Below are 22,205 nucleotides of genomic sequence, written 5' to 3' on the forward strand. Positions count from 1 at the left end.
GATGATCGACAGGCTCATGGGGGTGGAGATGTGGGCCAGGCGCTCCTCTAGGGCCTCCACGGTCTTGATGACGTTGAAGCCCTGCCGGGCGCAGGACGGGCAGGCGATGATGTTCACCCCCCGGTGGCGCAGGCCCAGCGACTTCAGCATGTCGAAGCCGACCTTGATCTCCTCCACCGGATCGGCGGCCAGACTGACCCGGATGGTGTCGCCGATGCCGGCCCACAGCAGGGAGCCCATGCCGATCGAGGACTTGACCGTGCCGGTGCGCAGGGCGCCGGCCTCGGTGACCCCCAGATGCAGCGGGCAGTCGATGGCCTCGGCCAGCATCTGATAGGCGGCCACCGTCATGAAGACGTCCGAGGCCTTCACGCTGATCTTGAACTCGTGGAAGTCGTGGTCCTGGAGAATGCGGGCGTGGCTCAGCGCGCTCTCGACCATGGCCTGCGGGCAGGGCTCGCCATAGCGTTCCAGCAGTTCGCGCTCCAGCGAGCCGGCGTTGACGCCGATGCGGATGGAGCAGCCATAGTCCTTGGCCGCCTGGATCACTTCACGCACCCGGGCCGGAGAGCCGATATTGCCGGGATTGATCCGCAGGCAGGCGGCGCCGGCCTTGGCCGCCTCGATCCCGCGGCGATAGTGGAAGTGGATGTCGGCGACCAGCGGAACCTTGGCCGCCTTGACGATGGTCGAAAAGGCCGCGGTGGACTCCTCGTCGGGGCAGGACACCCGCACGATGTCGGCCCCGGCCTCTTCCAGCTGGCGGATCTGGTCGATGGTCGCCGCGGCGTCGGCCGTCAGCGTATTGGTCATCGACTGGACGGTGATCGGGGCGTCGCCGCCCACCTCGACCGACCCGACTCGGATCTTACGGCTGACGCGCCGCTCTATCGTGCGCCAGGGGCGGAGATGGGTGTGATCGTGCTGGGTCATGGACCTGCAAAATAGGCCCTCCCGCGCTGTTTCCCAAGCCGGGAAACATGACGCTTTTAGTCACCCAGGCGGCTAAGCGGAGTCTGGACGCCGGGCAGCAGGCCGCGGGTCTGTCCGTTGACGAACACCTGGAAGGCGGTGGGCTCGGAGACGTCGATCACCAGGCCGCGCAGATCAGGGGCGCGATAGGCCTCACCGGCGGCGAGTTGCCGGGCGAAATAGACCTCGCCATCGGCGCTGCGGACGATCAGGGCCGCAGATTCCCGCGCCTGCAGCACGATGGGCGAGGCGGGCGCGGCCGGCGCGCCGTAGACGGTCCCGTCCGGCGTGAAGGTCGCGGGCAACTGGCTGAGATCGGCCTCAGCCTGAGGTCCCCGGGCGATTTCGCGGTTCGAGGCGATCACGGCGTCAGCCGAGCCGCCGGCGGCGGCGGCCACATCGAGGCCGGGGGTTTCATAAAGCTCAGGCACGGTGGATTCCACCGGCGCCGGCAGGGGTGCGCCCAGGGACAGCGGGCCCTGCGGCCCGGCGTTGGCGGCGATCTCTTCGGCGGTGCTGGGCGGGGCGGCCACCGGCGCGGCCGGCTGGGCCTCGTTGATGCCCCGCTGGGCGAAGTTCCAGACCAGGATGGCGCCGACCACCAGCACGCCGGCGGTGATGGCCAGGCCCAGCCGGCTGTCGCCGGTGCGCCGCACGCCCACGGGTTCGCGCAGCGCCTCGTCGCCTGCGGGCTCATCGGCCTTGAAGCGGGTCACGGCGGCTTCGGCCTCGAGCCCCAGCGCCTTGGCGTAGGCGCGCACATAGCCGATGGTGAAGGGGCGCGACGGCAGGTCTTCCAGCCGCATCTCCTCGATGGCGGCCAGATAGGCGCGTCGGATTCGGGTGGAATCTGCGACGTCCTGCAGGGAGAGGCCGCGGAATTCGCGCGCCGCCTTCAGGGCGGCGCCGATGTTGGGGCCAGAGTCCAGGGTCGGCATATAGCTTTCAACAGCGCTGAGGGGGTGCGTCCCCTCAAAGCTCGGATTGAAGTCAGTGACCCGCCCAGTGTCGAGCGCCATGGCTGCTCGTCATCCCCGAAAAATAAATGCGGCCGGATAGCCGCCACCCGCCCCGTCCGTTTGCCACGGATCTGTTAATTTCTCTTTTCCCATAACACGATAGCCGCAGCCGTTCAACGTCGGCCGAACGCCGATTCGTCACAGTCAAGCTTAGATCGAGAGGTAGAGCTTGCGGGCCAGAGTCTCGATCTCGCCCCGCACCGATCCGCCTGTTCCGCGGATCAGGGCGCTGACCCCGCGGTGGGCCGCCTCGCGGTCGCAGGACAGCACCATCTGCTTGACCGGACCAATCCCGGCCGGCGGCATGGACAGGCGCTCATAGCCCAGGGCGACCAGGGTGAAGGCCTCCAGGGGCCGGCCGGCCATCTCGCCGCAGACCGACACCGGCGTGCCCGTATCGGCGCAGGCCTTCTGGATCTCGGCCAGGACCCGCAGGGCTGGGGGAGAGAGGGGGTCATAGCGATCGGCCATGCGGGCGTTGCCGCGGTCGGCGGCGAACAGATACTGCAGCAGGTCATTGGTGCCCACCGACACGAAGTCGGTCATGGGCAGCAGGGCGTCCAGGTGCCAGATCAGCGACGGGGCCTCGATCATGGCGCCCACGTCCAGACGGGCCGGCGCAGGCCGCCCCCGCCGCTGGGCCCAGGCCACCTCGTGATCCACCAGGGCCCGGGCGGCGCGGAACTCGTCGACGCTGGCCACCAGGGGGAACATGATCCGCAGAGCCCGGCCCCGGGCCGCGGCGATCAGGGCGCGCAGCTGCAGGCGCAGCAGGGCCGGGCGATCCAGCCCCATGCGGATGGCCCGCCAGCCGAGCGCCGGGTTCTCCTCCCGCTCGGCCTCGAGATAGGGCAGCACCTTGTCACCGCCCAGATCCAGGGTGCGGAAGGTCACGGGCAGGCCGCCGGCGGCGTCCAGCACCCGGCTGTAGAGCGCGGTCTGGGCGTTGAAGCGTGGCAGCTCCTCGGCGACCATGAACTGGAATTCGGTGCGGAACAGGCCGATGCCCTCAGCGCCGGTCTCGCCCAGGGTCTCCAGGTCCACATCCAGGCCGGCGTTCATCAGCAGGGTGACCTTGACCCCGTCCCGGGTGAAGGCCGGGGTGTCGCGCAGCTTGGCGAACTCCGCTCGGCGCTGCGACCGCACCTCGATCCGTGACCGGATCGCCTGGACCACATCCAGCCGGGGCCGCAGATAGGCCTCGCCCGTCTCGGCGTCGACGATGACCGGATCGCCCTCGTTCACCCGGTCGCGCAGGCCGTCCAGGCGCCCGACGCAGGGAATATCCAGCGCGCGGGCGACGATGGCCGCATGGCTGGCTGGCGAGCCCTCCTCGAGCAGCAGGCCCTTCAGCTTGTGGCGGTCATATTCCAGCAGGTCGGCGGGGCCGAGGTTTCGGGCGATGAGGATGGCGTCGTCGGGCAGGTCGCGGGCCACATGGCCGTCGCCGGAGAGATGGCGCAGGAGCCGGTCGGCCAGGTCCTCGAAGTCGTGCAGCCGCTCCCGCAGATAGGGGTCGCGAGCCTGGCCCAGCCGGGCGCGGTGCTCCGAGCGCACCCGCTCGACCGCGGCCTCCGCCGTCAGCCCGTTGCGGACGGCGTCTTCGAGGGAGCGGTTCCAGCCCCTGTCGTGGGCGAACATGCGGTAGGTGTCGAGCACCTCGTAGGAGGCTTCGACCAGGCCGTGCTGGCCCTCCAGCATGTCGTCGAGCTGGGCCTGAAGACTGGAGATGGCGCTCTTCAGCTTGGCTTCTTCGGCCACCACGTCGTCGGCCAGCAGCTTCGAAGGCGCCACCGGCGGCTCGTGCAAGACCGCAATGCCCAAGGCGAGGCCGTCGGAGAACCGCGCGCCCTTCAACCGTTCCGATCGATGTGGGGCGATCTCGACGCCCGACAGTTCGTCCTCGGAGATCAGTTCGCCGGCGACCATTTCGGCCAGCACCATGGCGATGATCTGGACGTCCTCGACCTCGTCCTCGGTATAGACCCGCTCGGTGCGGTTCTGGACCACCAGCACGCCGATGGCCCGTCCGCCGCGCAGGAGGGGCACGCCGAGGAAGGCGTGATAAGGGTCTTCGGCCGTCTCCGGGCGATAGGAGAAGGCCGGATGGTTGGGTGCGTCGGCCAGGTTCAGCGGCCGGCCCAGGCGCATGATTTCGCCGACCAGGCCTTCGCCGGGGCGCATGCGGGTCAGGTGGACGGCCAGGGGGTCGAGGCCCTCGGTGGCGAACAGCTCCATCTCGCCGCCGGCGCGGCGCATATAGAGCGAGCACACCTCAGCAACCATGGAGCGGGCGATGATGCGCACCACCATGTCGAGGCGTTCCTGCGCAGGACCGCCGCGCTGAACCGCCTCGCGGATCTGCCGCAGCAGGCTCCGCTGACCCCGAATGACCGCTCCGGTCATCGCCATCTTGGCCTGGTCTCCTCTCTCTCGTCGTTTCCTAGCAGTATCGCACGTCGGATCGGAGACGGAATCCGGTCGCGGGTCCAGGGTCGATCATCGTGTGGCCCGACCGAGCAGTTCGATCAGTTCGCTGGCCTTGCGCCGCTGTTCCTCGGCGTCACCGCTGACGATGGCGCCCTCGATGCAGTGGTCCAGATGGTCCTTCAGCAGTTCAGTCTCCACCCGGGCGAGCGCCGCGCGCACCGCCTGCACCTGGGTGAGGATGTCGATGCAGTAGCGGTCCTCCTCGACCATGCGCGAGACCCCGCGCACCTGCCCCTCGATGCGGTTCAGACGATTGGCCAGTTTGGACTTCGAGTCTGCGTCCTTCATGGGGCGCCTCCGTTGGTCTGGACAACATACCCCAGTCCGGTAATTGCGAAATGCCCCAGGGGGGTATAAATCGTAGGCGAACCCGGAGTCGCCACCCATGTCGGAGCCGCACCTCCATCAGAGCCACGCCTCGCCGAATGCCGGCGAAGCTGTCGATCCCGTCTGCGGCATGCGCGTGGAGATCGCCACGGCCCGTCACGTGGCCCGCCATGAGGATGAGCCCTACTATTTCTGCTCCGCCGGTTGCCGGACCCGGTTCGAGGGCGATCCCCAGCGCTATCTGGCCCCCGGCGAGCCGGGACCGCCGACGCCGGCCGGCACGATCTACACCTGTCCCATGCACCCGGAGATCCGCCAGGAGGGGCCCGGGTCCTGTCCGATCTGCGGCATGGCGCTGGAGCCGGATCTCGTCGCGGCCGAGGCCGAGCCGAACCCCGAACTCACGGACTTCACCCGCCGCGCCTGGATCGGCGGCGCCCTGGCCCTGCCGCTGTTTGTCCTGGAGATGGGCGCGCACCTGTTCGGCCTCCATGTTCCGCTCCCGGATGGGACGGGACCCTGGGTTCAGCTGGCCCTGGCGACGCCGGTGGTGTGGTGGGCGGGCTGGCCCTTCCTGCAGCGGGGCTGGACGTCCCTGCGCACCCGCCAGCTCAACATGTTCACCCTGATCGCGCTGGGCGTGCTGACCGCCTGGACCTTCAGCGCCGCCGCCGTCCTGGCGCCAGGGCTGATCCCCGACGCCTTCCGGGACGCCCACGGCGCGCCGCCGCTCTATTTCGAAGCCGCGGCGGTCATCGTGGTCCTGGTCCTGGTCGGCCAGATCCTGGAGCTGCGCGCCCGGGAGCGGACCTCTGGCGCCCTGCGCGCCCTGCTGAATCTGGCGCCCAAGACCGCCCTGCGAGTGGGAGCCGACGGACAGGACGCTGAGGTTCCGGTGGACCAGATCGCGCCTGGGGATCGGCTGCGGGTTCGTCCAGGAGAGAAGATCGCCGTCGATGGCGAGGTCATCGAGGGGCGCGCCGCGGTCGACGAATCTCTGATTACCGGGGAGTCCCTGCCGGTCACCAAGGGGGTCGGCGACAAGGTGTCGGCCGGCGCCCTGAACACCACCGGCGGCTTCGTCATGCGCGCCGACAAGGTGGGCGCCGAGACCCTGCTGGCCCAGATCGTCCAGCTGGTGGCCCAGGCCCAGCGCAGTCGCGCGCCCATCCAACGGCTCGCCGACAAGGTGTCGGGCTGGTTTGTGCCGGCGGTGGTCGCCGTGGCGATCGCCGCCTTCATCGGCTGGAGCCTGGTCGGCCCCGAGCCCCGCCTGGCCTACGCCCTGGTGGCGGCGGTCTCGGTGCTGATCATCGCCTGTCCCTGCGCGCTTGGCCTGGCGACGCCGATCTCGATCATGGTCGGTGTGGGGCGCGGCGCCCAGGCGGGCGTGCTGATCCGCTCGGCCGAAGCCCTGGAGCGGCTGGAAAAGGTGGACACCCTGGTGGTCGACAAGACCGGCACCCTGACCGAGGGGCGTCCCGATGTGGTGGCTGTTACGCCCATTGAGGGGACGTCGGAAGACGATCTGCTCCGGCTGGCGGCCGGGTTGGAGCGGGCCAGCGAGCACCCCCTGGGCGCGGCCATCGTCCGCGCCGCCCAGGCCCGCAGCCTGTCGCTCAGCGACCCCAGCGACTTCGATTCGCCGATCGGCCGCGGCGTCCTGGGGCGGGTGGACGGCCGCGCTGTCGCCGTCGGCAGCGCCGCCTTCCTCTCAGACCAGGGCGCCTCGGCGTCGCCCCTGACCGAGGCGGCCGAGAGCCATCGGCGCGAGGGGGCGACGGTGGTGTTTGTCGCCATCGATGGCGCGCTCGCGGGCCTGATCGCCATCGCCGATCCGATCAAGGCCAGCACCGGCCCGGCCATCGCCGCCCTGCATGCGGCCGGCCTCCGCATCCTCATGCTCACCGGCGACAATGAGGTCACGGCCCAGGCGGTGGCTGCGCGCCTGGGGATCGACGAGGTGAGGGCGGACGTCTCGCCGCAGGACAAGGCGCGTATCGTCGCCGAGCTTCGCCAGGCCGGCCGCGTGGTGGCCATGGCCGGCGACGGCGTCAACGACGCCCCGGCCCTGGCCAGCGCCGATGTGGGAATCGCCATGGGGGCCGGCGCCGACGTGGCCATCGAAAGCGCCGCGGTGACCCTGCTCAACGGCGACCTGTCCGGCGTCCTGCGGGCGGTCAGGCTGTCGCGGGCGGTGATGGGCAATATCCGCCAGAACCTGGTCTTCGCCTTCGCCTACAACGCCGCCGGCGTGCCGCTGGCGGCCGGTCTGCTCTATCCGGTCTTTGGCCTGCTGCTGTCGCCGGCCATCGCTGCGGCGGCCATGTCGCTGTCCTCGGTCAGCGTGGTGGGCAACGCCCTGCGTCTGCGCAGCCTGAAGCTCTAGGTCGCGGCCGGGGTGACGAGGTAGGCGCAGCGGCGGGCGCCTTGCAGGATATGGTCGATCCGCTCCACCCGGGCCGGGGCCAGCAGGGCGCGAAACAGAGACAGTTCCGAACGGCAGAACCCCTGACAGGCCTGGGCGGCGGCGCAGATCGGGCAATGGTTTTCGATCAGCACATAGGTCCCGTCGCCGGCCGGCGCCCATTGCGCCATATAGCCCTCGGCCGCGCGCAGGCTCGCCAGGCGGGTCAGGCGGGACTCAAGATCTGGCGCGCCCTCCAGCGCCGCGGCGTAGGCCTGGCCGCTGATGGCCTCGCGCCGGGCGATCAGGCGTTCGAGCCCGGCGGCGCCGAACTCCTCGCGCACGGCCTCCAGCAGCTCGATGCTGACCTGGGCATGGGCGTCGGGGAAGCGGGCGTGACCGGCCGCCGTCAGCGCCCAGGTCTGGCGGGGACGCCCCACCCCGCCGCGCTCGGCCTCGCCCTCCACAAGACCGGCGGCGGCCAGCTTCTCCATCTGCTGGCGAGCGGCCTGGCGGCTGACGCCAAGCTGCGCGGCCAGGGCGGCGGTGGTGGTCTCGCCCCGGGTCTTGAGCTGCAGCAGGATCTGGTCGGCGGAAGAGGGCATCGGCCTCGTGGAATTTGACAATTATCAGGTTGCGAAATCATTGCGAGGTCGGTAGCGAGGGTCAAGTCGATTTCGCAATCTCGAGCTTGTTAAAAATGCCCCCTGCGGTGGCCGCTCCCGGCAGTTGGAAAGACGTCCTGGCCGAGGGGCGCCTCGCCCAGTTCATCCTCATCTGCCTGGCGGTCTGGCTGCATGCGGCCGACAGCCTGGTCACCGCGACCATCATGCCCAGCGTCGGCGCCGACCTCGGCGGCTACGCCTATTTCGGCTGGGCCACGGCGGGCTTCCTGCTGGGGTCTGTGGTGGCCGGGGCCAGCGCCGGCTGGCTGACCGGTCAGGTCGGCCTGCGCACGGCCTTCGCCTTTTCCGCCGCCCTCTATGCCGCCGGCTGCCTGATGAGCGCGGTCGCGCCGGACATCTGGACCTTCCTGATCGGGCGTCTGGTCCAGGGGGTTGGCGGCGGCTGGCTGGCGGGCTTCGCCTCGGTGGCGGTGGGCCTGCTGTTTCCCGATCGGACCCTGCCCAAGGTCTATGCCGTCATGACCGGCATCTGGGGGATCGCCACCCTGATCGGCCCCATGATGGGGGGCGTCTTCGCCGACGCGGGCCACTGGCGCTGGGCCTTCGGCGCCTTCGTGATCCAGGCCCTGGCCGTGGCGCTCGCCGCCCTGGTCCTGCTGCCGCGGGGCGAAAAGGGGCAGGGGGGCGCGATCCCCGCGCGCCAGCTCCTGCTGGTGGGCGTCGGCGTCTCGGCCATCGCCGGCGCCGACCTGATGGGCGGCTTCATGCTGGCCTTGGTCCTGGTGACCGCCGGCCTCGCCATCCTGATCTACAGTGTTCGGGTGGATGTCCGCGCGCCGGTGCGCCTGCTGCCGGTCAGTTCCGGGGACCTCGGCTCGGTGGCGGGCCTGGGCTTCGCCACCATGTTCCTGATGACGGCGGCCTCCATGGGCTTCACCGTCTATGGCCCGGCCATCCTCCAGGCGACCCGAGGCTATTCGGCCCTGGGGGCCGGCTATGTGGTCGGCGTCGAGGCGCTGGCCTGGACGGCCGCAGCCCTGGCGGTCTCCAACCTCACCGGCGCCTGGCGCAGCCGCATGGTCCGGGCCGGCGCCGTCAGCGCCACCCTGGGCGTGGCCATGTTCATCTGGGTGCTGACCGATGGTCCGCTGTGGTCGTTGCTGGCGGCGGCCATCCTGCTGGGGGCCGGCTTTGGCCTGTCCTCGGCCTTCATGAACCAGATGGTGCTGGCCGCCCTGCCGGCCGAAGAGCGGGGCCTGGGGGGCGGGGCGATCAACACGGTGCGCTTCACCGGCGCGGCGGCCGGCGCAGCGGTGGCCGGCGCCATCGCCAATCTCGCCGGGTTCGGCGAGGGCCTGACCCTGGAGACCGCGCGTTCGGCCGCCTATGCGGTCTTCGCCGTGGCGACGCCGGTGGCGGCTCTGGCCATCGTCACCGCCTGGCGGCTGACCCCCAGGGCCGAAGCCGCCGGCGCCTAAGGCCTTAAATTGACTAGAGCTTGTCGAGGCCGTAGGCGGCGTGCAGGGCGCGAACGGCCAGTTCGGTATAGGCCGCATCGATCAGCACGCTGATCTTGATCTCGCTGGTGGAGATCACCTGGATGTTCACGCCCTTCTCCGCCAGGGCGCCGAACATGGTCTTGGCGACGCCGGCGTGGCTGCGCATGCCGACCCCGATCACCGAGACCTTGGCCACGTCCTCGTTCACCGCCACATCGTCGAAACCGATGGCGCCTTGCGCCTGGCGCATGATCTCGATGGCGCGGGCCGCGTCGCGCTTGCCCACGGTGAACTCCAGGTTCGCCGTGTCCTGGGTGCGGGCGTGGCTCTGGACGATCATGTCCACATTCACATTGGCGTCGGCCAGCCGCCCGAAGATCTCCGAGGAGACGCCGGGATGGTCGGGCAGGCCGAACACGCTGATCTTGGCTTCGTCGCGACTATAGGCGACGCCGCTCACGATGCGCTTTTCCAAGATCTCCTCCTCGTCGCAGACGATGGTGCCCTGACCGGGGGCCTCTCCGGGTTCTACGAAACTCGATAGCACGCGGACGGGCATGTGCTGGGCCATGGCCAGCTCCACCGATCGCGTCTGCAGCACCTTGGCGCCGAGGGAGGCCATCTCCAGCATTTCCTCGAAGGAGATCTTGGAGAGCTTGCGGGCCTTGGTCTCGATACGCGGGTCGGTCGTATAGACCCCGTCCACGTCGGTATAGATGTCGCAGCGCTCGGCCTTCAGGGCCGCAGCGATGGCCACGGCGCTGGTGTCGGAGCCGCCGCGGCCCAGGGTGGCGATGCGGCCGTCCCGGGTGACGCCCTGGAAGCCCGCGATCACCGCGACCTCGCCGGCGTCGAGCGCCGCAGCCAGCTTCTCGGGCGGAATGTCCTCGATGCGCGCGCGCCCATGGGCGTCGTCGGCGATGATCGGGATCTGCCAGCCCAGCCAGGACCTGGCCGAAACGCCCATATTGCGGAGCGTCATGGCCAGCAGGCCCGCCGTCACCTGCTCGCCCGAGGCGACCACGGTGTCGTATTCGTCGTCCGAGGGCGCCAGGCCCTGGGCGGCGGCGCCGGCTCCGTCGGTCCAGGCCACCAGCTCGTTGGTCTTGCCGGCCATGGCCGACACGACCACGGCCACGCGATGGCCCGCAGCCACCTCAGCAGCCACGAGGCGTCCCACGCGCCGGATACGCTCAAGGTCGGCCACCGAAGTGCCGCCGAATTTCATCACCAGACGGGCCACGCCGGATCGACCCCCGCTAAAGAAGGCCGCTCTTCTACCGACGGCCAAGCCGCGCTGCAACGTAACATTCACAGGTCACCGTCGCGCCCCTGGCGGCTATGGGGCGCCGCGACGGTGGGGCGCCTTCCGCAAACCTCGCCGCACGCTATATGTGAGCCATGTCCGCCGCTCCCGATCTCCGCTCCAGCATCGACCCCGACGAGGTCGAGCGCTTTTCCCGCATCGCCGCCGAATGGTGGGACCCGCACGGCAAGTTCGCGCCCCTGCACCGGTTCAATCCCACGCGCCTGACCTTCATCCGCGACAAGGTCCTGGCGCGCTTCGGCCGCGATCCGGCAGCCCGGCGCCCGTTCGAGGGCCTGCGCCTTTTGGACATCGGCTGCGGCGGGGGCCTGCTGTCGGAGCCGATGACGAGGCTGGGCTTCGCCGTCACCGGCGTCGACGCCTCGGAGCGCAATATCGGCACGGCCTCGACCCACGCGGCCGAGCAGGGCCTGGTCATCGACTATCGCTGCGCCACCGCCGAACAGCTGCTGGCCGAGGGGACCGCCCCCTTCGACGTGATCCTCAACATGGAGGTGATCGAGCACGTGGCCGATCCCGGGGCCTATCTGCGCAGCTGCGCCCAGCTGCTGGCGCCTGGGGGGATCATGATCGTCGCCACCCTCAATCGCACGCTGAAGGCCCTGGCGCTGGCCAAGGTCGGGGCCGAATATGTGCTGCGCTGGCTGCCGGCGGGCACCCACGACTGGCGCAAGTTCCTGAAACCCGACGAACTGCGCGGCTTCCTGGCCGGCGAGCCGGTGCATGTGGACGGCCCCTATGGCGTGGTCTTCAACCCCCTGACCGGCCAGTGGTCCACCTCCCGCGACAGCCAGGTGAACTACATGATGACGGTGACGCGGGCGACGCCCTGACGCCGGGCCCGGGGCAATTCGAGATGTCGGCGAACCGACTCAAGGCTTGGGCGTTTTCACAACCGACATGGACCGCACTGAAGGAAGATAAGCGTGGCGCGCAAGCGACCTAAGGGCGTGGTGGGCGTGGGCCTCGCCTGCCTGACCTCAACCGTGCTCGGCCGCACCGAGCACGTTCCCACCTCAGAAGACTATCCGGAGAGCGTCGTGCGACGGACCAGCTTCACGGCTGGCGGCGGCCTGGGCTGGCGGATTTCGGCCCTTGAGACGCCGCGGGAGACCCCCGCCCCATGGAAGATCGTCGTGGTGACGGGGTCGCCCTCCTGGGCGGAATACTGGGCGCCGGTTCTGGCCGCCCTGCCGCATGACCGAGAGATGATCGTCGTCGACCGGCCGGGTTTCGGGGCTTCGGAGCCTGCGGACCATGTGCCGGACCTGGAGGTCCAGGCCCTGGCGCTCTCGCCCCTGCTCAACGCCGCCCCAGGTCAGAAGATTCTCCTGGTCGGCCAATCCTACGGCGCGGCCATCGCCACCCTGATGGCCCGGCGGGGCTCGCGCCGCCTGAAGAGCCTTGTCCTGCTGTCGGGCTATTATGGCGAGCCTGGTCCCACGGCCCGCTGGCTGCTGGACGCCGGCGCCAAGGCCATGGCGGTGATCCCGCGGGACCTGCGCCACGCGGTGCTTGAGGTCAGCGGCCAGCCCGAACGCCTGGCGCCGGTGCGCGACGCCCTGCGCCGCCTCAACCTGCCAATCCACGTGATCCACGGCGACAAGGACGACTTCGCGCCCCTGGACGCGGCCGAGCGGCTGGTGGCCGAAACCCGCTCGCGGCGGCCCATGCGGCTGGCCACGGTGGCCGGCGCCGACCATTTCATCAATGACGGACCGGCCGAGGCGCTCCTTGCGACCCTGGAGGAATGCCTGCCCCGGCGCCGGCCGCTGCTGCCCGAAGGTTTCAGGATGCCTGAAGTCGTCATTCCGGACCTGACCCGCCTGTGGGCCTCGATCGTTCCAGTGCGCGCCGCCGCCGTAGGGGGCGAGCCGGCCAGGGTTAACGCTGGCGGAACCGGATAGGCTGGCTGCGGTTCAACTGGGGGTCGGGGACCCATCCGGAGACTGAACCCATGAAGACCTTGCTTATCTCGGCCGCCCTGGTCGGCCTTGCCGCCGGCCCCGCCCTGGCTCAGGGCGTCGCTCGCCCCGGCCCGCCGGTGAACGGTGAAGTGACCTCCACCGGCGGTATCATGACCGCGCCGGCCCCGGCCGGCGATCTGGGCGCCGCCGCTGCGGCCAATGCCGGCATGGCGGCCGCCGCCACCGTCGAGGGCCTCAGCATCGGCGCCGAAGTTCGTGATCCCCAGGGGGCCCTCGTGGGCACGGTCCAGGAAATCGACCCAGGCTCCGACAGCATGGCGGCCATGATCCAGTTGGGCATGGACGGCAAGTCCGTGGAGGTGCCGGCCAGCTCGATCAATGTCAGCGCACAGGGCGCGGTCACCAGCCTCACCCGTGACGAGATCTGGATCGAAGTTCGCTAGTCTCGCGCCATGGCTGGACGACCCCTGGCGCGCCGCGCCGGGGCGTTGTCCCGCCCCGCCGGTCGGCGCCCGTTCCGTGGGAAAGGGACTTGGCCCCTGCGATATGAACGGCGATAAGTCTTCCTGAAGGGAGGCTGGTTGTTGCGGCCTCCTCATAACCGGCCCGATCAGCGGGCCCTCCAATGGGGAAGCACGACATGAAGGCCGCCGTTCTGCGCGAAGTGGGCAAGCCGCTTCAGATCGAAGATGTCCAGATCAACAAGCCCGGCCCCCACGAGGTGCTGATCCGCACCATGGCCGCCGGCGTCTGCCATTCCGACCTGCACTTCATCGAGGGCTCCTATCCCCATCCGCTGCCCGCCGTGCTGGGTCACGAAAGCGCCGGTATCGTCGAGCAGGTGGGTTCGGAAGTGCGCACGGTGAAGCCGGGCGACCACGTCATCACCTGCCTCTCGGCCTATTGCGGCCACTGCGAGCATTGCCTCACGGGCCATATGAGCCTGTGCGTGTCCCCCGACACCAAGCGCGACAAGGATGACGAGCCGCGCCTGCTGCAGAACGGCAAGGGCCTGCCGCAATTCCTCAACCTGTCCTCCTTCGCCGAGCAGATGCTGATCCACGAGCACGCCTGCGTCGCCATTCGCAAGGACATGCCCTTCGACCGCGCTGCGCTCATTGGCTGCTCGGTCACCACCGGCGTCGGCGCAGTGATCCACACCTCCAATGTCCGTCCGGGCGAGACGGTGGCGATCATCGGCTGCGGCGGCGTGGGCCTGTCGGCCATCAACGGCGCGGCGATCGCCGGGGCCGGCCGGATCATCGCCATCGACATGGTGCCGGGTAAGGAAAACCTGGCCAAGGCCTTCGGCGCCACCGACTTCATCTGCGCGGCCGACGGCGACGCGGTGAAGACGGTCATCGAGATGACCAAGGGCGGCGTTCACCACGCCTTCGAGGCCATCGGCCTGGCCAAGACCGCCGAGCAGGCCTTCAACATGCTGCGCCGGGGCGGCACCGCCAACATCATCGGCATGATCCCGGTGGGGCAGACCATCAGCCTGATGGGCGCGGCCTTCCTGGGCGAAAAGCGTATCCAGGGCTCGATGATGGGGTCCAACCGCTTCCCGGTCGATATGCCTCGCCTGGTGGATTTTTACATGTCCGGCAAGCTGAAGCTCGATGATCTCGTCTCGCGCCGCCTGCGGCTCGACCAGGTCAACGAGGCGTTTGACGAGATGAAGCGTGGGGAAATCGCCCGCTCCGTCATCGTCTTCGACGCCTAGGCGCACCCTGCAGGGCAGGCGGATGCTCTAAAGGCGTCCGCCATTCCCCCATTAGGCGTGCGGCCTTGCTCCAAAGCTTGGCTATGACACTCTGCAAACTGAGGTTCGGTCAACGATGTTCCCAGGGGGGAGATCGGCCGCGGCGAGCGTTCGCCAGCGACGATTCTGGGGGCGTCAAAAAAGGGGCGGCGCGAGGCCGCCCCTTTTCTTATGTGCATTTGAGCCGGGCCCCTATTCCGGGGTGAAAAAGCCCAGCAGGGCCGGGCGCACATAGGCGGCCATCACCGTATCGACGGTGGCGTCCTCGCCCCAATGTTCCAGCAGCAGCACCGAGTTGAACATCGCCATCACCAGATGGGCGCTGAGCAGGGCGTCGACCGGTCGGATCGAGCCATCGGCGATCCCGTCGCTGATGATGCCGGCGAAGGCGTTGGCGATCTGCTGGAAGCGGCCGGAGATCGAGCGGCGAAGCTCGCCCGGCATGGCCGAAAGGGCGAAGTGGCGCAGCATGCGGCCCCGCTCGCCGCTGGTCTGATGGGCGGTGAGCGACGCCGAGATCAGCCACAGACGCAGCCAGCCCGTGGCCTCGGCGCTGCCCCGCGTCCGGGCCTCGTCGATCAGGTCGAAGGTGCGCTCGAAACAGGCCTTGGCCAGTTCATCCTTGTCGGTGTTGTGGTGGTAGAACGACCCCTTGGTCACGTTGAGGAACGCCGAGATCTTGTCGACCGAGGCCCCGCGATAGCCTTCGCGATTAATGATCTCGGTGGCCGCCACCAGGAAGCGGTCACGGGTCACCTCGTCGTTCAGGGCCGGCGGCGCGCCTAATTCCAGCAGGGGGCGATCGGGACGGTCCTGGCCCGGCGCAGCCAGACCGTTGATCATGACGTCGGCCACCCGCTCGGCGATGCGGCCGAAGTCGCCGATGTCATAGCCGGCGATCCAGGTGTCGGACCAGCAGAGCTGGTCGAGGATCAGGTGGGCCAGCATGTAGCGCCGCGGACCGGTCAGCCAGGGGGCGTCCGTGGGGCGCAGCAGCCGGGCCAGCCGCTGGCGCAGGGCGCGATAGGCCTCGACCAGCTCGTCGTCATCGGGCGCGGCGATATAGGTGATCTCGCCAAAGGGCAGCAGCCGCGGCGCCTCGCCCAGGATGATGCCCCGGCGGGTTTCGAAATAGGCGCTGACAAAGGCGCGCAGGCGGTTCTGCGGCGTCGCCTCCTGCTCGGCGATCTCCAGCATGGCGTTGAAGCGCGACAGGGTCAGCCGCATGCATTCGGCGGCCAGCTCTTCCTTGCGCTTGAAGTAATAGGTCAGGCTGACCGGATGCAGATCCATCCGCTTGGCCACGGCCGCCAGGGTGAAGCCGCTGACGCCCTGGTCGATGAAGACCTTGCAGGCGGCCGCAAGGATGGCGTCCCGCCGGGCCGCATAGCGGGCGCGGGTGGTGGGACGGGTCGCGACGGTCATGGCGCCTCCCATTGCGACGAACCAACGTCACCCAACCTTAGGGGCGCACGCCAGAGTCGCAAAGGCTGACGCTACGGCGCCCCCCGCGGCTCAGCGGCGAAGGTCGGCGAGCGCGATGGTGTCAGGGGCGGCGGCGGCGAGCTTGACCCCGTCGCCGGCCGGCGAAGCCTTGGCCAGCATGGTGTCGATGCGGGCCATCTTGGCCTTGAAGGCGTTCAGTTCCCCCCCGGCCAGGACCGTGCCCTGGGGCACCTTGGCGCCGATCGGATTGACCCGCTGGCCGTCCTTCCAGACTTCGTAGTGCAGGTGGGGTCCGGTGGACATGCCGGTGGAGCCCACATAGGCGATCACCTGGCCCTGCTTGACCCGAACGCCGGGGCGGATGCCCTTGGCGTAGCGCGAGGTGTGGGCGTAGCCGGTCTCCCAGCCATTGGCGTGGCGCAGGCGGACCCAGTTGCCATAGCCGCCCCAGCGACGGGCCTCGACGACCACGCCATCGCCGGCCGCCAGGATCGGGGTGCCGGTTCCGGCTCCAAAGTCCACCCCCTGGTGGCTGCGGCGGAAGCCGAGCACCGGGTGACGGCGGGGGCCGAAATTCGACGTGATGCGGGCGCCGTCCACCGGGGTGCGCAGCAGGAAGCCGCGGATGTTCTTCCCGGTCTCGTCAAAATAGTCGACGTCGCCATTGTTGCGTTCGAAGCGATAGAACTTCACGCCCTTGACCTCGGCGTATTCCAGTTCGCCGGTCTCGACCACGCGGCCGGACTCGGTGACCTTGCGCTCGAAGACCAGCTTGAATTCGTCGCCGGCCTTGATGTCGCGCTGGAAGTCCAGCTTGTGGGCGAACAGCTTCACCACCTTGGAGGTGACCGACGAGGTCGCCCCCAGCTTGGCCGCGCTTTCATAGAGTGAGCCGTGGATTTCGCCCTGGGCGACCGTGGTCTCGCTGCGGATGGCCTCTTCCATTTCGCGCAGGCGCAGGGCGCCGTCGAAGGTGCGCGACAGGGTGATCGCCGTGGCCGGACCCGTGCGCAGGGACAGGCCGACCAGACGCGCCTCGCCGGCCTCGCCCATCTCGCCGCTCGGTCGGGCGATGGAGGCGTCGAAGGTCATGCCGGCCTTGATGTGAACCGTGTCCATGGCTTCGCCGAGGGTGCGAACGGCGCGGCGGGCTTCTTCGCTGGAGACGCCGGTGCGGGCGACGGCCGCTTCGAGGGTGTCGCCCGGCAGGACCTTGACTGCGACATTCTCAGGCCGCGCGAAGCCGGGCAGGGCCTCGGCCTGGGCGAAGGCCTCATGCTGCAGCATGGCGATGGCCGCGGAGTCGAGCTTCTGCGGCATGGGCGCGGTGGCTTCGGCGGCCGTCAGTTTCCAGCCCAGGGCCAGGGCGCAGATCCCCCCGATCCCCACCATCAGGCGGGGCGTATAGCGCAGGGTCGGCCGTCTCGGATCGAACTCTTGCATCGTGCCCCCGGATTCCAACGACGCCACAGTCTGGGCCAACAGCGACCTGACACGGCGGGATACAGCGAGTGGTAGGCTACGCCAGGGTCGTGTCATGCGGTTAACCGTTGGTAACTTTAGGAACATTGGTCGATTTGTCGCGTCTTGGCGCGCCAGGGGAGAGTTCGGTCGCCTGGACGCTGAATCTATTCACAGTAGAGCCAGAACCTGCTCGGCCGGACGGCACAAGGCCGCGCCCTTGCCGGTGACGACGATGGGACGGTTCACGAGGATTGGGTCGAGGATCATGGCGGCGATGATCGCCTCGTCCGAGGCGGCGGGGTCGGTGAGGCCAAGCTCGGCCGCCTGGGTCCCCCGCTCCCGGAGCAGGGCGCGGACGCCGCCGCCGGAACGATCCGCCAGTTCTTGCAGTTGTTCCTTCGTCCAGCCGGTCTTGAGATATTCGACGACCGTCGGCTCCACACCCTTTTCGCGCAGCAGCGCCAGGGTGTTACGCGAAGTTCCGCAGGCGGGGTTGTGATAGATCACCACGTCGGGTCGGCTCATGGGCCATCGATAGCCGAGCCCGCTCTCCGAACCAAGCTCCGCCTCACCAGGAAAACGCCTTTTCCCCTTTCACGATCAGGGAATCGGAGGTGTCGAAGGCCATGATCTCGTCGGGCCGCGGCGGCAGGGGAGCTGCGCCGACCGGCCAGCGCTCGGTGATCGCCCCATAGCGCACCTCCAGCCGACCAGCTTGCGCAATGGGGGTGAAGCTGACCTCGAGCGGGCGCGCGTCGCCGGTCCACCATAGCCGCGACCAGGCGTCTGGCGTCGCAAACAGCGGGGCGGGCTGGCCATTCAGCCGGACATCGGCCACCTCGCCGGTCACGCGAATCTCCAGGGCGAGAATTCGTGCGGCAGGGGGCGCGGCGGCGGAAAACACCTGGCGACCACCCCCGGCGTCCAGTTCCAGGGCGGGCTCCGGCAGAGCCAGCATCGGCGCCGGCGTCGCCCAGACCTGCCGTGACAGGATAGGCGGGGCCTCAAGGCGGGCGATGTGGCCGTCTGGGGCGTTCAGGGCCTGGCGGCTCCAGTCGGTGAGCCGTGGGGCGGCCTCGATACGATAGGCTTCGCCCGCGGTCTGGTCGGCGAGATAGTAGATCAGGGTGGCGCGAGGGTAGCGCTCCGACCACGGCGGGTCGGCCCGCATCAGCCCCAGCAAGGCCAGGCCGGCGCCCAGGACCAGGAGGGCGGTGACCCGTCCCGCCCCGCCGATCTTGGGGTGGGCGAAGGGCCAGAGGAAGAAGGCGGCGAGCCAGGCGGTCAGGGCCAGGAGCTCCACCAGGTCGAGGCTGACGAAGACGGCGTGAGCCAGGCCCGCCAACCATCCGAGGCCGGCTCCGCACAGGAGGATCAGGACCAGGCGAAGGCCGAGCGGGCGTCGCTCCCCCAGCCGGCTGAGCGCCGCCCCGCCGCTGGCCAGCAGCACCGGCCAGGCGACCAGGAAGGCAGTGGTGGGGGCGAGGACCTGCAGGGCGACGGCGGCGATCAGGCCGCTGGCCAACAGGCCGACCCAGGCGCCGCTACGCTCGGCCGGGCGACCGAAGGCGGCCAGGGCGATCACGGCCGCCACCAGGCCCAGGGCCAGGCCCGCAAGGTCCCAGCCGCCGAAGATCTGGCAGCCCACGGCCGCGGCCAGGGGCGCCAGGGCGGTGGTCAGGCGCATGCCGCCCTTGGCCAGGGCCGCAGCCCCTAGCAGCACGACCCCCAGGGCGAGCAGAACCAGAACGGCCTCGAACCGGGCGGCCTGGGCCAGCAGAAGATGCTGCTCAAGGAATCCGAACCCGGCGCCGCTGGCCCGCCTGGCGAACCGCAGCATCACGGCGACGGCGACGAGGATATAGAGCCCCGCCAGAATTCCTTGCCCGGCGTCGAGCCAGCGCACCGGCGCGCCGCTTTTCCGCGCCTGGAAACCGGCCAGGATCAGAAGCAGGGCGGCCGCGGCGATCACCCCCCAGCCGACCATGGCGGGATAGGCGAGCATGTGGCCGGCGAAGGTCGTGGAATAGACCCGGTTGGGACCTCGGCCGGGCAGGGTGTCGGAATAGGCGATAGCCACGGCGGCCGCCAGGGTCTGGTCGCCCAGGTCCTGGACCGAGCGTGCGGACAGGGTCTCCACCGTCGATGTGGGGCTGTGATAGTCGAACTGGCGGCCGACAAAGGCGTAGTTCAGGCCAGGGATTCCCTGGTCGCGGGCGATCGAGAAGTCGGTGTCATTGGGCATCTGCTCATAGGCGAACACCGCCAGGGCGTTGGACGGCGAGCCCGGCGAGGTGCGAACGAACAGGTCGATGACTGGACCGTTGTCGGGGCCGGTCTCGAACATATTGGCCCGTCCGGCCGAGCCGCGGGCCTCCATATTGATGACAAAGCCGATGCGCCCGGCCAGGGGATCGTTCTGGAAAAAGGCCCGGGCGCCCAGCAGGCCCGCCTCTTCGCCATCGGTCATGATCAGGACCACGTCCCGCTCCGGCTGACCGCGGGCCCGGAAGGCCCGCACGATCTCCAGGGCCGCAGCGACGCCCGCCGCATCGTCGGCCGCGCCGGGGGAGCGCGGCACGCTGTCGTAGTGGGCCATCAGACCCAGGGCCGGGGCCTCAGGGTCGCGGCCGGGCAGCACGCCGATGACGTTCTCGACCCGGCCGCCGGTCACATAGGTCTGGCCCGAATAGGTGCGGGCGACGAAGGGGCGAGCCACAACCACCCGCGGGGACAGGTCCATCGCCGCCATTCGGGCGACCAGGTGATCGCGAACGGCGAAGTTGGCCGGCGTTCCCAAGGGGTGGGGCGCCTTCGCCATCACCGCGATGTCTTCGAAGGCTCGGACGGCTGAGAAGGTTTCGGCTGCGGCGTCGGCGGGGCGGGGCGCTGGACCACGCTCCCCGAGCCAGCCCAGGGCCAGGGCCATGGCCAGGCAGGCCGCCAGTGCGATGGTGCGTTCCATGCCTCGCCTCCCGCTACACTCCCGGCGCGAGAGCCTAGACTGTTTCGAGGGCCTGGCTACGCTTGCTCGCCCCGGCCGCGAGGGGCGAACGCAAAAAACGCCCGCCGGAGGAGCAGCGGGCGTTCTTCAGGTCGTTGTCGTCAGGGTCGCCTGGGGCGGCCTCAGGCCGCGACGGCGGATTCCTGCGGGTCGCGCAGCACATAGCCGCGGCCCCAGACGGTCTCGATGTGGTGCTTGCCTTCGGCGGCGGCGGCCAGCTTCTTGCGCAGCTTGCAGATGAAGACGTCGATGATCTTCAGCTCGGGCTCGTCCATGCCGCCATAGAGGTGGTTCAGGAACATTTCCTTGGTGAGCGTCGTGCCCTTCCGCAGGGAGAGCAGCTCCAGCATCTGGTATTCCTTGCCGGTCAGGTGAACCCGCGACCCGTTCACCTCCACCGTCTTGGCGTCCAGGTTGACCAGGATGTCGCCAGTCCGGATGACCGACTGGGCGTGGCCCTTGGAGCGACGGACCACCGCGTGGATGCGGGCGATCAGCTCGTCCTTGTGGAACGGCTTGGTCATGTAGTCGTCGCCGCCGGCGCCGAACGTCTTGACCTTGGTGTCGATCTCGGCCGTGCCCGAGAGGATCATGATCGGGGTGTTGATCTTGCCGACCCGCAGGGTGCGCAGCACGTCCATGCCGCTCATATCGGGCAGGTTCAGGTCGAGCAGGATGAGGTCATAGTCGTAGATCTTGCCCAGATCGACGCCTTCCTCACCCAGGTCGGTCGTATAGACGTTGAAGCCTTCTGACTTCAGCATGAGTTCGATGCTCTGCGCCGTAGCGCTGTCATCCTCAATCAACAGAACGCGCATGAGTCCCTCCTCGAACGACAGCGCAGCTTGATGGTCGGCACATTCACAGCCGCCTCAAGCCCTCCCGGTAATCTTGCGGGCGAGTTAATTTAAGACCGGTTAATAGTGAAAGGCCTCTGAGCAATTCGTTAATCCGATTTCAGAATCAGCGGAAGGCCGCGGACGGGGCGGCGAGTCGCCGTCCAGTTGAATCTTTCGTGATTGGACGGCGGCGGCGAACGCTGAATCGCCGTTCTGGCCAGCCTTGCGGGAACGGGACCAGGGCCGAGCCGTTGCAATGGTCGAACCCGCCCCCGCGCCAGACCCATTGAACACGCAAGGATTTGTCATGTCCGCCAAGCTGAAGCCCCTCTCCGAGCAGGTCATCGTGATCACCGGGGCCTCGTCGGGCATCGGCCTGGCGACGGCGCGCAAGGCGGCCAAGGCCGGGGCCGCGGTGGTCCTGGCCTCTCGCAACGGCGAGGCGCTGAAGGCGATCGCCGAAGATATTAACGCCGCAGGCGGCCGGGCTCACGCCGTGGCCGGCGATGTGGGGGATCCGGCTGATGTGGAGACCATCGCCCGGGCGGCCATCGCGCGGTTCGGCGGTTTCGACACCTGGATCAACGACGCCGGCGTCGGCATGTACGGAAGCTCCGACGAGGTCCCGATCGAGGATCACGAGCGCCTGTTCCGCACCAACTATTTCGGCGTGGTCAATGGGTCGCTGGAAGCCGTAAAGCATCTGAAGAGCCGTCGCACCGGCGGGGCGATCATCAATGTCGGCTCGGTTCTGTCCGATGTCGCCGTGCCGCTGATGGGCGCCTATGCGGCGTCCAAGCATGCGGTGAAGGGCTTCACCGACACCCTGAGGATGGAGCTCGCCCGGGCCAAGGCGCCGATCAGTGTCACCCTCATCAAGCCCAGCAGCATCTCCACGCCGTTTGCAGACCATGCACGTAACTACATGGACAAGGCGCCCCGCGTGCCGCCGCCGGTCTATGCGCCAGAGGTGGTGGCCGATGCGATCCTCTATGCCGCGATCCATCCCGTGCGCCACCTCACGGTCGGCTCGGGAGGTCGCCAGATGGTGCTGCTGGGCGGCGGGGCGCCGGGCCTGGCCGACAAGCTGTT

The 22,205-nt window shown here is 69.1% G+C and carries 18 protein-coding genes; 7 read left to right on the forward strand and 11 right to left on the reverse strand.

Annotated elements, in window-relative coordinates; all coding sequences use genetic code 11:
• The 4 genes from ispG to Q7S93_RS00020 form a co-directional block, all read right to left on the reverse strand.
• On the reverse strand, positions 1–933 hold a 933-nt coding region (ispG, locus tag Q7S93_RS00005; RefSeq protein WP_304711449.1), incomplete at its 3' end, for a flavodoxin-dependent (E)-4-hydroxy-3-methylbut-2-enyl-diphosphate synthase.
• A gap of 56 nt (positions 934–989) precedes the next feature.
• The gene (locus Q7S93_RS00010) at positions 990–1,991 is read right to left on the reverse strand and encodes a helix-turn-helix domain-containing protein (RefSeq protein ID WP_304711450.1); all 1,002 of its coding nucleotides are present in this window, start codon (positions 1,989–1,991) and stop codon (positions 990–992) included.
• A gap of 150 nt (positions 1,992–2,141) precedes the next feature.
• Complete coding sequence (gene ptsP / locus Q7S93_RS00015; protein ID WP_304711451.1) at positions 2,142–4,403, reverse strand: phosphoenolpyruvate--protein phosphotransferase; 2,262 nt, start codon at positions 4,401–4,403, stop codon at positions 2,142–2,144.
• An 87-nt stretch (positions 4,404–4,490) separates the two neighbouring features.
• Positions 4,491–4,769, reverse strand: coding sequence for a metal-sensitive transcriptional regulator (locus Q7S93_RS00020; RefSeq protein WP_304711452.1), 279 nt, complete (start codon positions 4,767–4,769; stop codon positions 4,491–4,493).
• 97 nt (positions 4,770–4,866) lie between these two features.
• Between Q7S93_RS00020 and Q7S93_RS00025 the strand changes: the two genes are divergently transcribed.
• On the forward strand, positions 4,867–7,197 hold the full coding sequence (locus Q7S93_RS00025; RefSeq protein ID WP_304711453.1) for a heavy metal translocating P-type ATPase: 2,331 nt from the start codon (positions 4,867–4,869) through the stop codon (positions 7,195–7,197).
• Here the strand turns inward: Q7S93_RS00025 and Q7S93_RS00030 are convergent.
• On the reverse strand, positions 7,194–7,820 hold the full coding sequence (locus Q7S93_RS00030) for a helix-turn-helix transcriptional regulator (protein WP_304711454.1): 627 nt from the start codon (positions 7,818–7,820) through the stop codon (positions 7,194–7,196). The genes Q7S93_RS00025 and Q7S93_RS00030 overlap by 4 nt on opposite strands.
• A 95-nt stretch (positions 7,821–7,915) precedes the next feature.
• Here Q7S93_RS00030 and Q7S93_RS00035 point away from each other — a divergent pair, with 95 nt between their 5' ends.
• Positions 7,916–9,319 (forward strand): MFS transporter, encoded by a 1,404-nt coding sequence (locus tag Q7S93_RS00035; protein ID WP_304711455.1) that lies wholly within the window; start codon positions 7,916–7,918, stop codon positions 9,317–9,319.
• Between the two features lie 13 nt (positions 9,320–9,332).
• Here the strand turns inward: Q7S93_RS00035 and Q7S93_RS00040 are convergent, their stop codons facing one another.
• On the reverse strand, positions 9,333–10,583 hold the full coding sequence (locus Q7S93_RS00040) for an aspartate kinase (RefSeq protein ID WP_304711456.1): 1,251 nt from the start codon (positions 10,581–10,583) through the stop codon (positions 9,333–9,335).
• A gap of 158 nt (positions 10,584–10,741) precedes the next feature.
• Here Q7S93_RS00040 and ubiG point away from each other — a divergent pair, with 158 nt between their 5' ends.
• From ubiG to Q7S93_RS00060, 4 genes are all read left to right on the forward strand, one after another.
• Complete coding sequence (gene ubiG / locus Q7S93_RS00045; RefSeq protein WP_304711457.1) at positions 10,742–11,500, forward strand: bifunctional 2-polyprenyl-6-hydroxyphenol methylase/3-demethylubiquinol 3-O-methyltransferase UbiG; 759 nt, start codon at positions 10,742–10,744, stop codon at positions 11,498–11,500.
• A 93-nt stretch (positions 11,501–11,593) separates the two neighbouring features.
• The gene (locus tag Q7S93_RS00050) at positions 11,594–12,574 is read left to right on the forward strand and encodes an alpha/beta fold hydrolase (RefSeq protein ID WP_304711458.1); all 981 of its coding nucleotides are present in this window, start codon (positions 11,594–11,596) and stop codon (positions 12,572–12,574) included.
• A 50-nt stretch (positions 12,575–12,624) separates the two neighbouring features.
• Positions 12,625–13,038 (forward strand): hypothetical protein, encoded by a 414-nt coding sequence (locus tag Q7S93_RS00055; RefSeq protein ID WP_304711459.1) that lies wholly within the window; start codon positions 12,625–12,627, stop codon positions 13,036–13,038.
• A 197-nt stretch (positions 13,039–13,235) separates the two neighbouring features.
• Positions 13,236–14,321 carry a Zn-dependent alcohol dehydrogenase gene (locus tag Q7S93_RS00060; RefSeq protein ID WP_304711460.1) on the forward strand — a complete coding sequence of 362 codons (1,086 nt, stop codon included), beginning with the start codon at positions 13,236–13,238 and terminating at the stop codon, positions 14,319–14,321.
• 231 nt (positions 14,322–14,552) lie between these two features.
• On the opposite strand, the gene Q7S93_RS00065 is transcribed toward Q7S93_RS00060, so the two are convergent.
• The 5 genes from Q7S93_RS00065 to ctrA all read right to left on the reverse strand — a co-directional run bounded on the left by Q7S93_RS00065 (position 14,553) and on the right by ctrA (position 21,092).
• On the reverse strand, positions 14,553–15,785 hold the full coding sequence (locus Q7S93_RS00065) for a TetR/AcrR family transcriptional regulator (protein WP_304711461.1): 1,233 nt from the start codon (positions 15,783–15,785) through the stop codon (positions 14,553–14,555).
• A gap of 90 nt (positions 15,786–15,875) precedes the next feature.
• Complete coding sequence (locus tag Q7S93_RS00070) at positions 15,876–17,249, reverse strand: M23 family metallopeptidase (RefSeq protein WP_304711462.1); 1,374 nt, start codon at positions 17,247–17,249, stop codon at positions 15,876–15,878.
• Positions 17,250–17,438: 189 nt separating this feature from the next.
• Positions 17,439–17,795, reverse strand: coding sequence for an arsenate reductase (glutaredoxin) (gene arsC, locus Q7S93_RS00075; protein WP_304711463.1), 357 nt, complete (start codon positions 17,793–17,795; stop codon positions 17,439–17,441).
• A 43-nt stretch (positions 17,796–17,838) separates the two neighbouring features.
• Positions 17,839–20,235, reverse strand: coding sequence for a M20/M25/M40 family metallo-hydrolase (locus Q7S93_RS00080; RefSeq protein WP_304711464.1), 2,397 nt, complete (start codon positions 20,233–20,235; stop codon positions 17,839–17,841).
• A gap of 161 nt (positions 20,236–20,396) precedes the next feature.
• Positions 20,397–21,092, reverse strand: a complete 696-nt coding sequence (gene ctrA, locus Q7S93_RS00085) for a response regulator transcription factor CtrA (RefSeq protein ID WP_304711465.1) — start codon at positions 21,090–21,092, stop codon at positions 20,397–20,399.
• A 328-nt stretch (positions 21,093–21,420) separates the two neighbouring features.
• On the opposite strand from ctrA, the gene Q7S93_RS00090 reads away from it, so the two are divergent.
• Positions 21,421–22,205 (forward strand): SDR family oxidoreductase (locus Q7S93_RS00090; RefSeq protein ID WP_304711466.1); only part of this gene is annotated, 785 nt, incomplete at its 3' end.

Source organism: Phenylobacterium sp. (assembly GCF_030646615.1).
Lineage (GTDB): Bacteria > Pseudomonadota > Alphaproteobacteria > Caulobacterales > Caulobacteraceae > Phenylobacterium.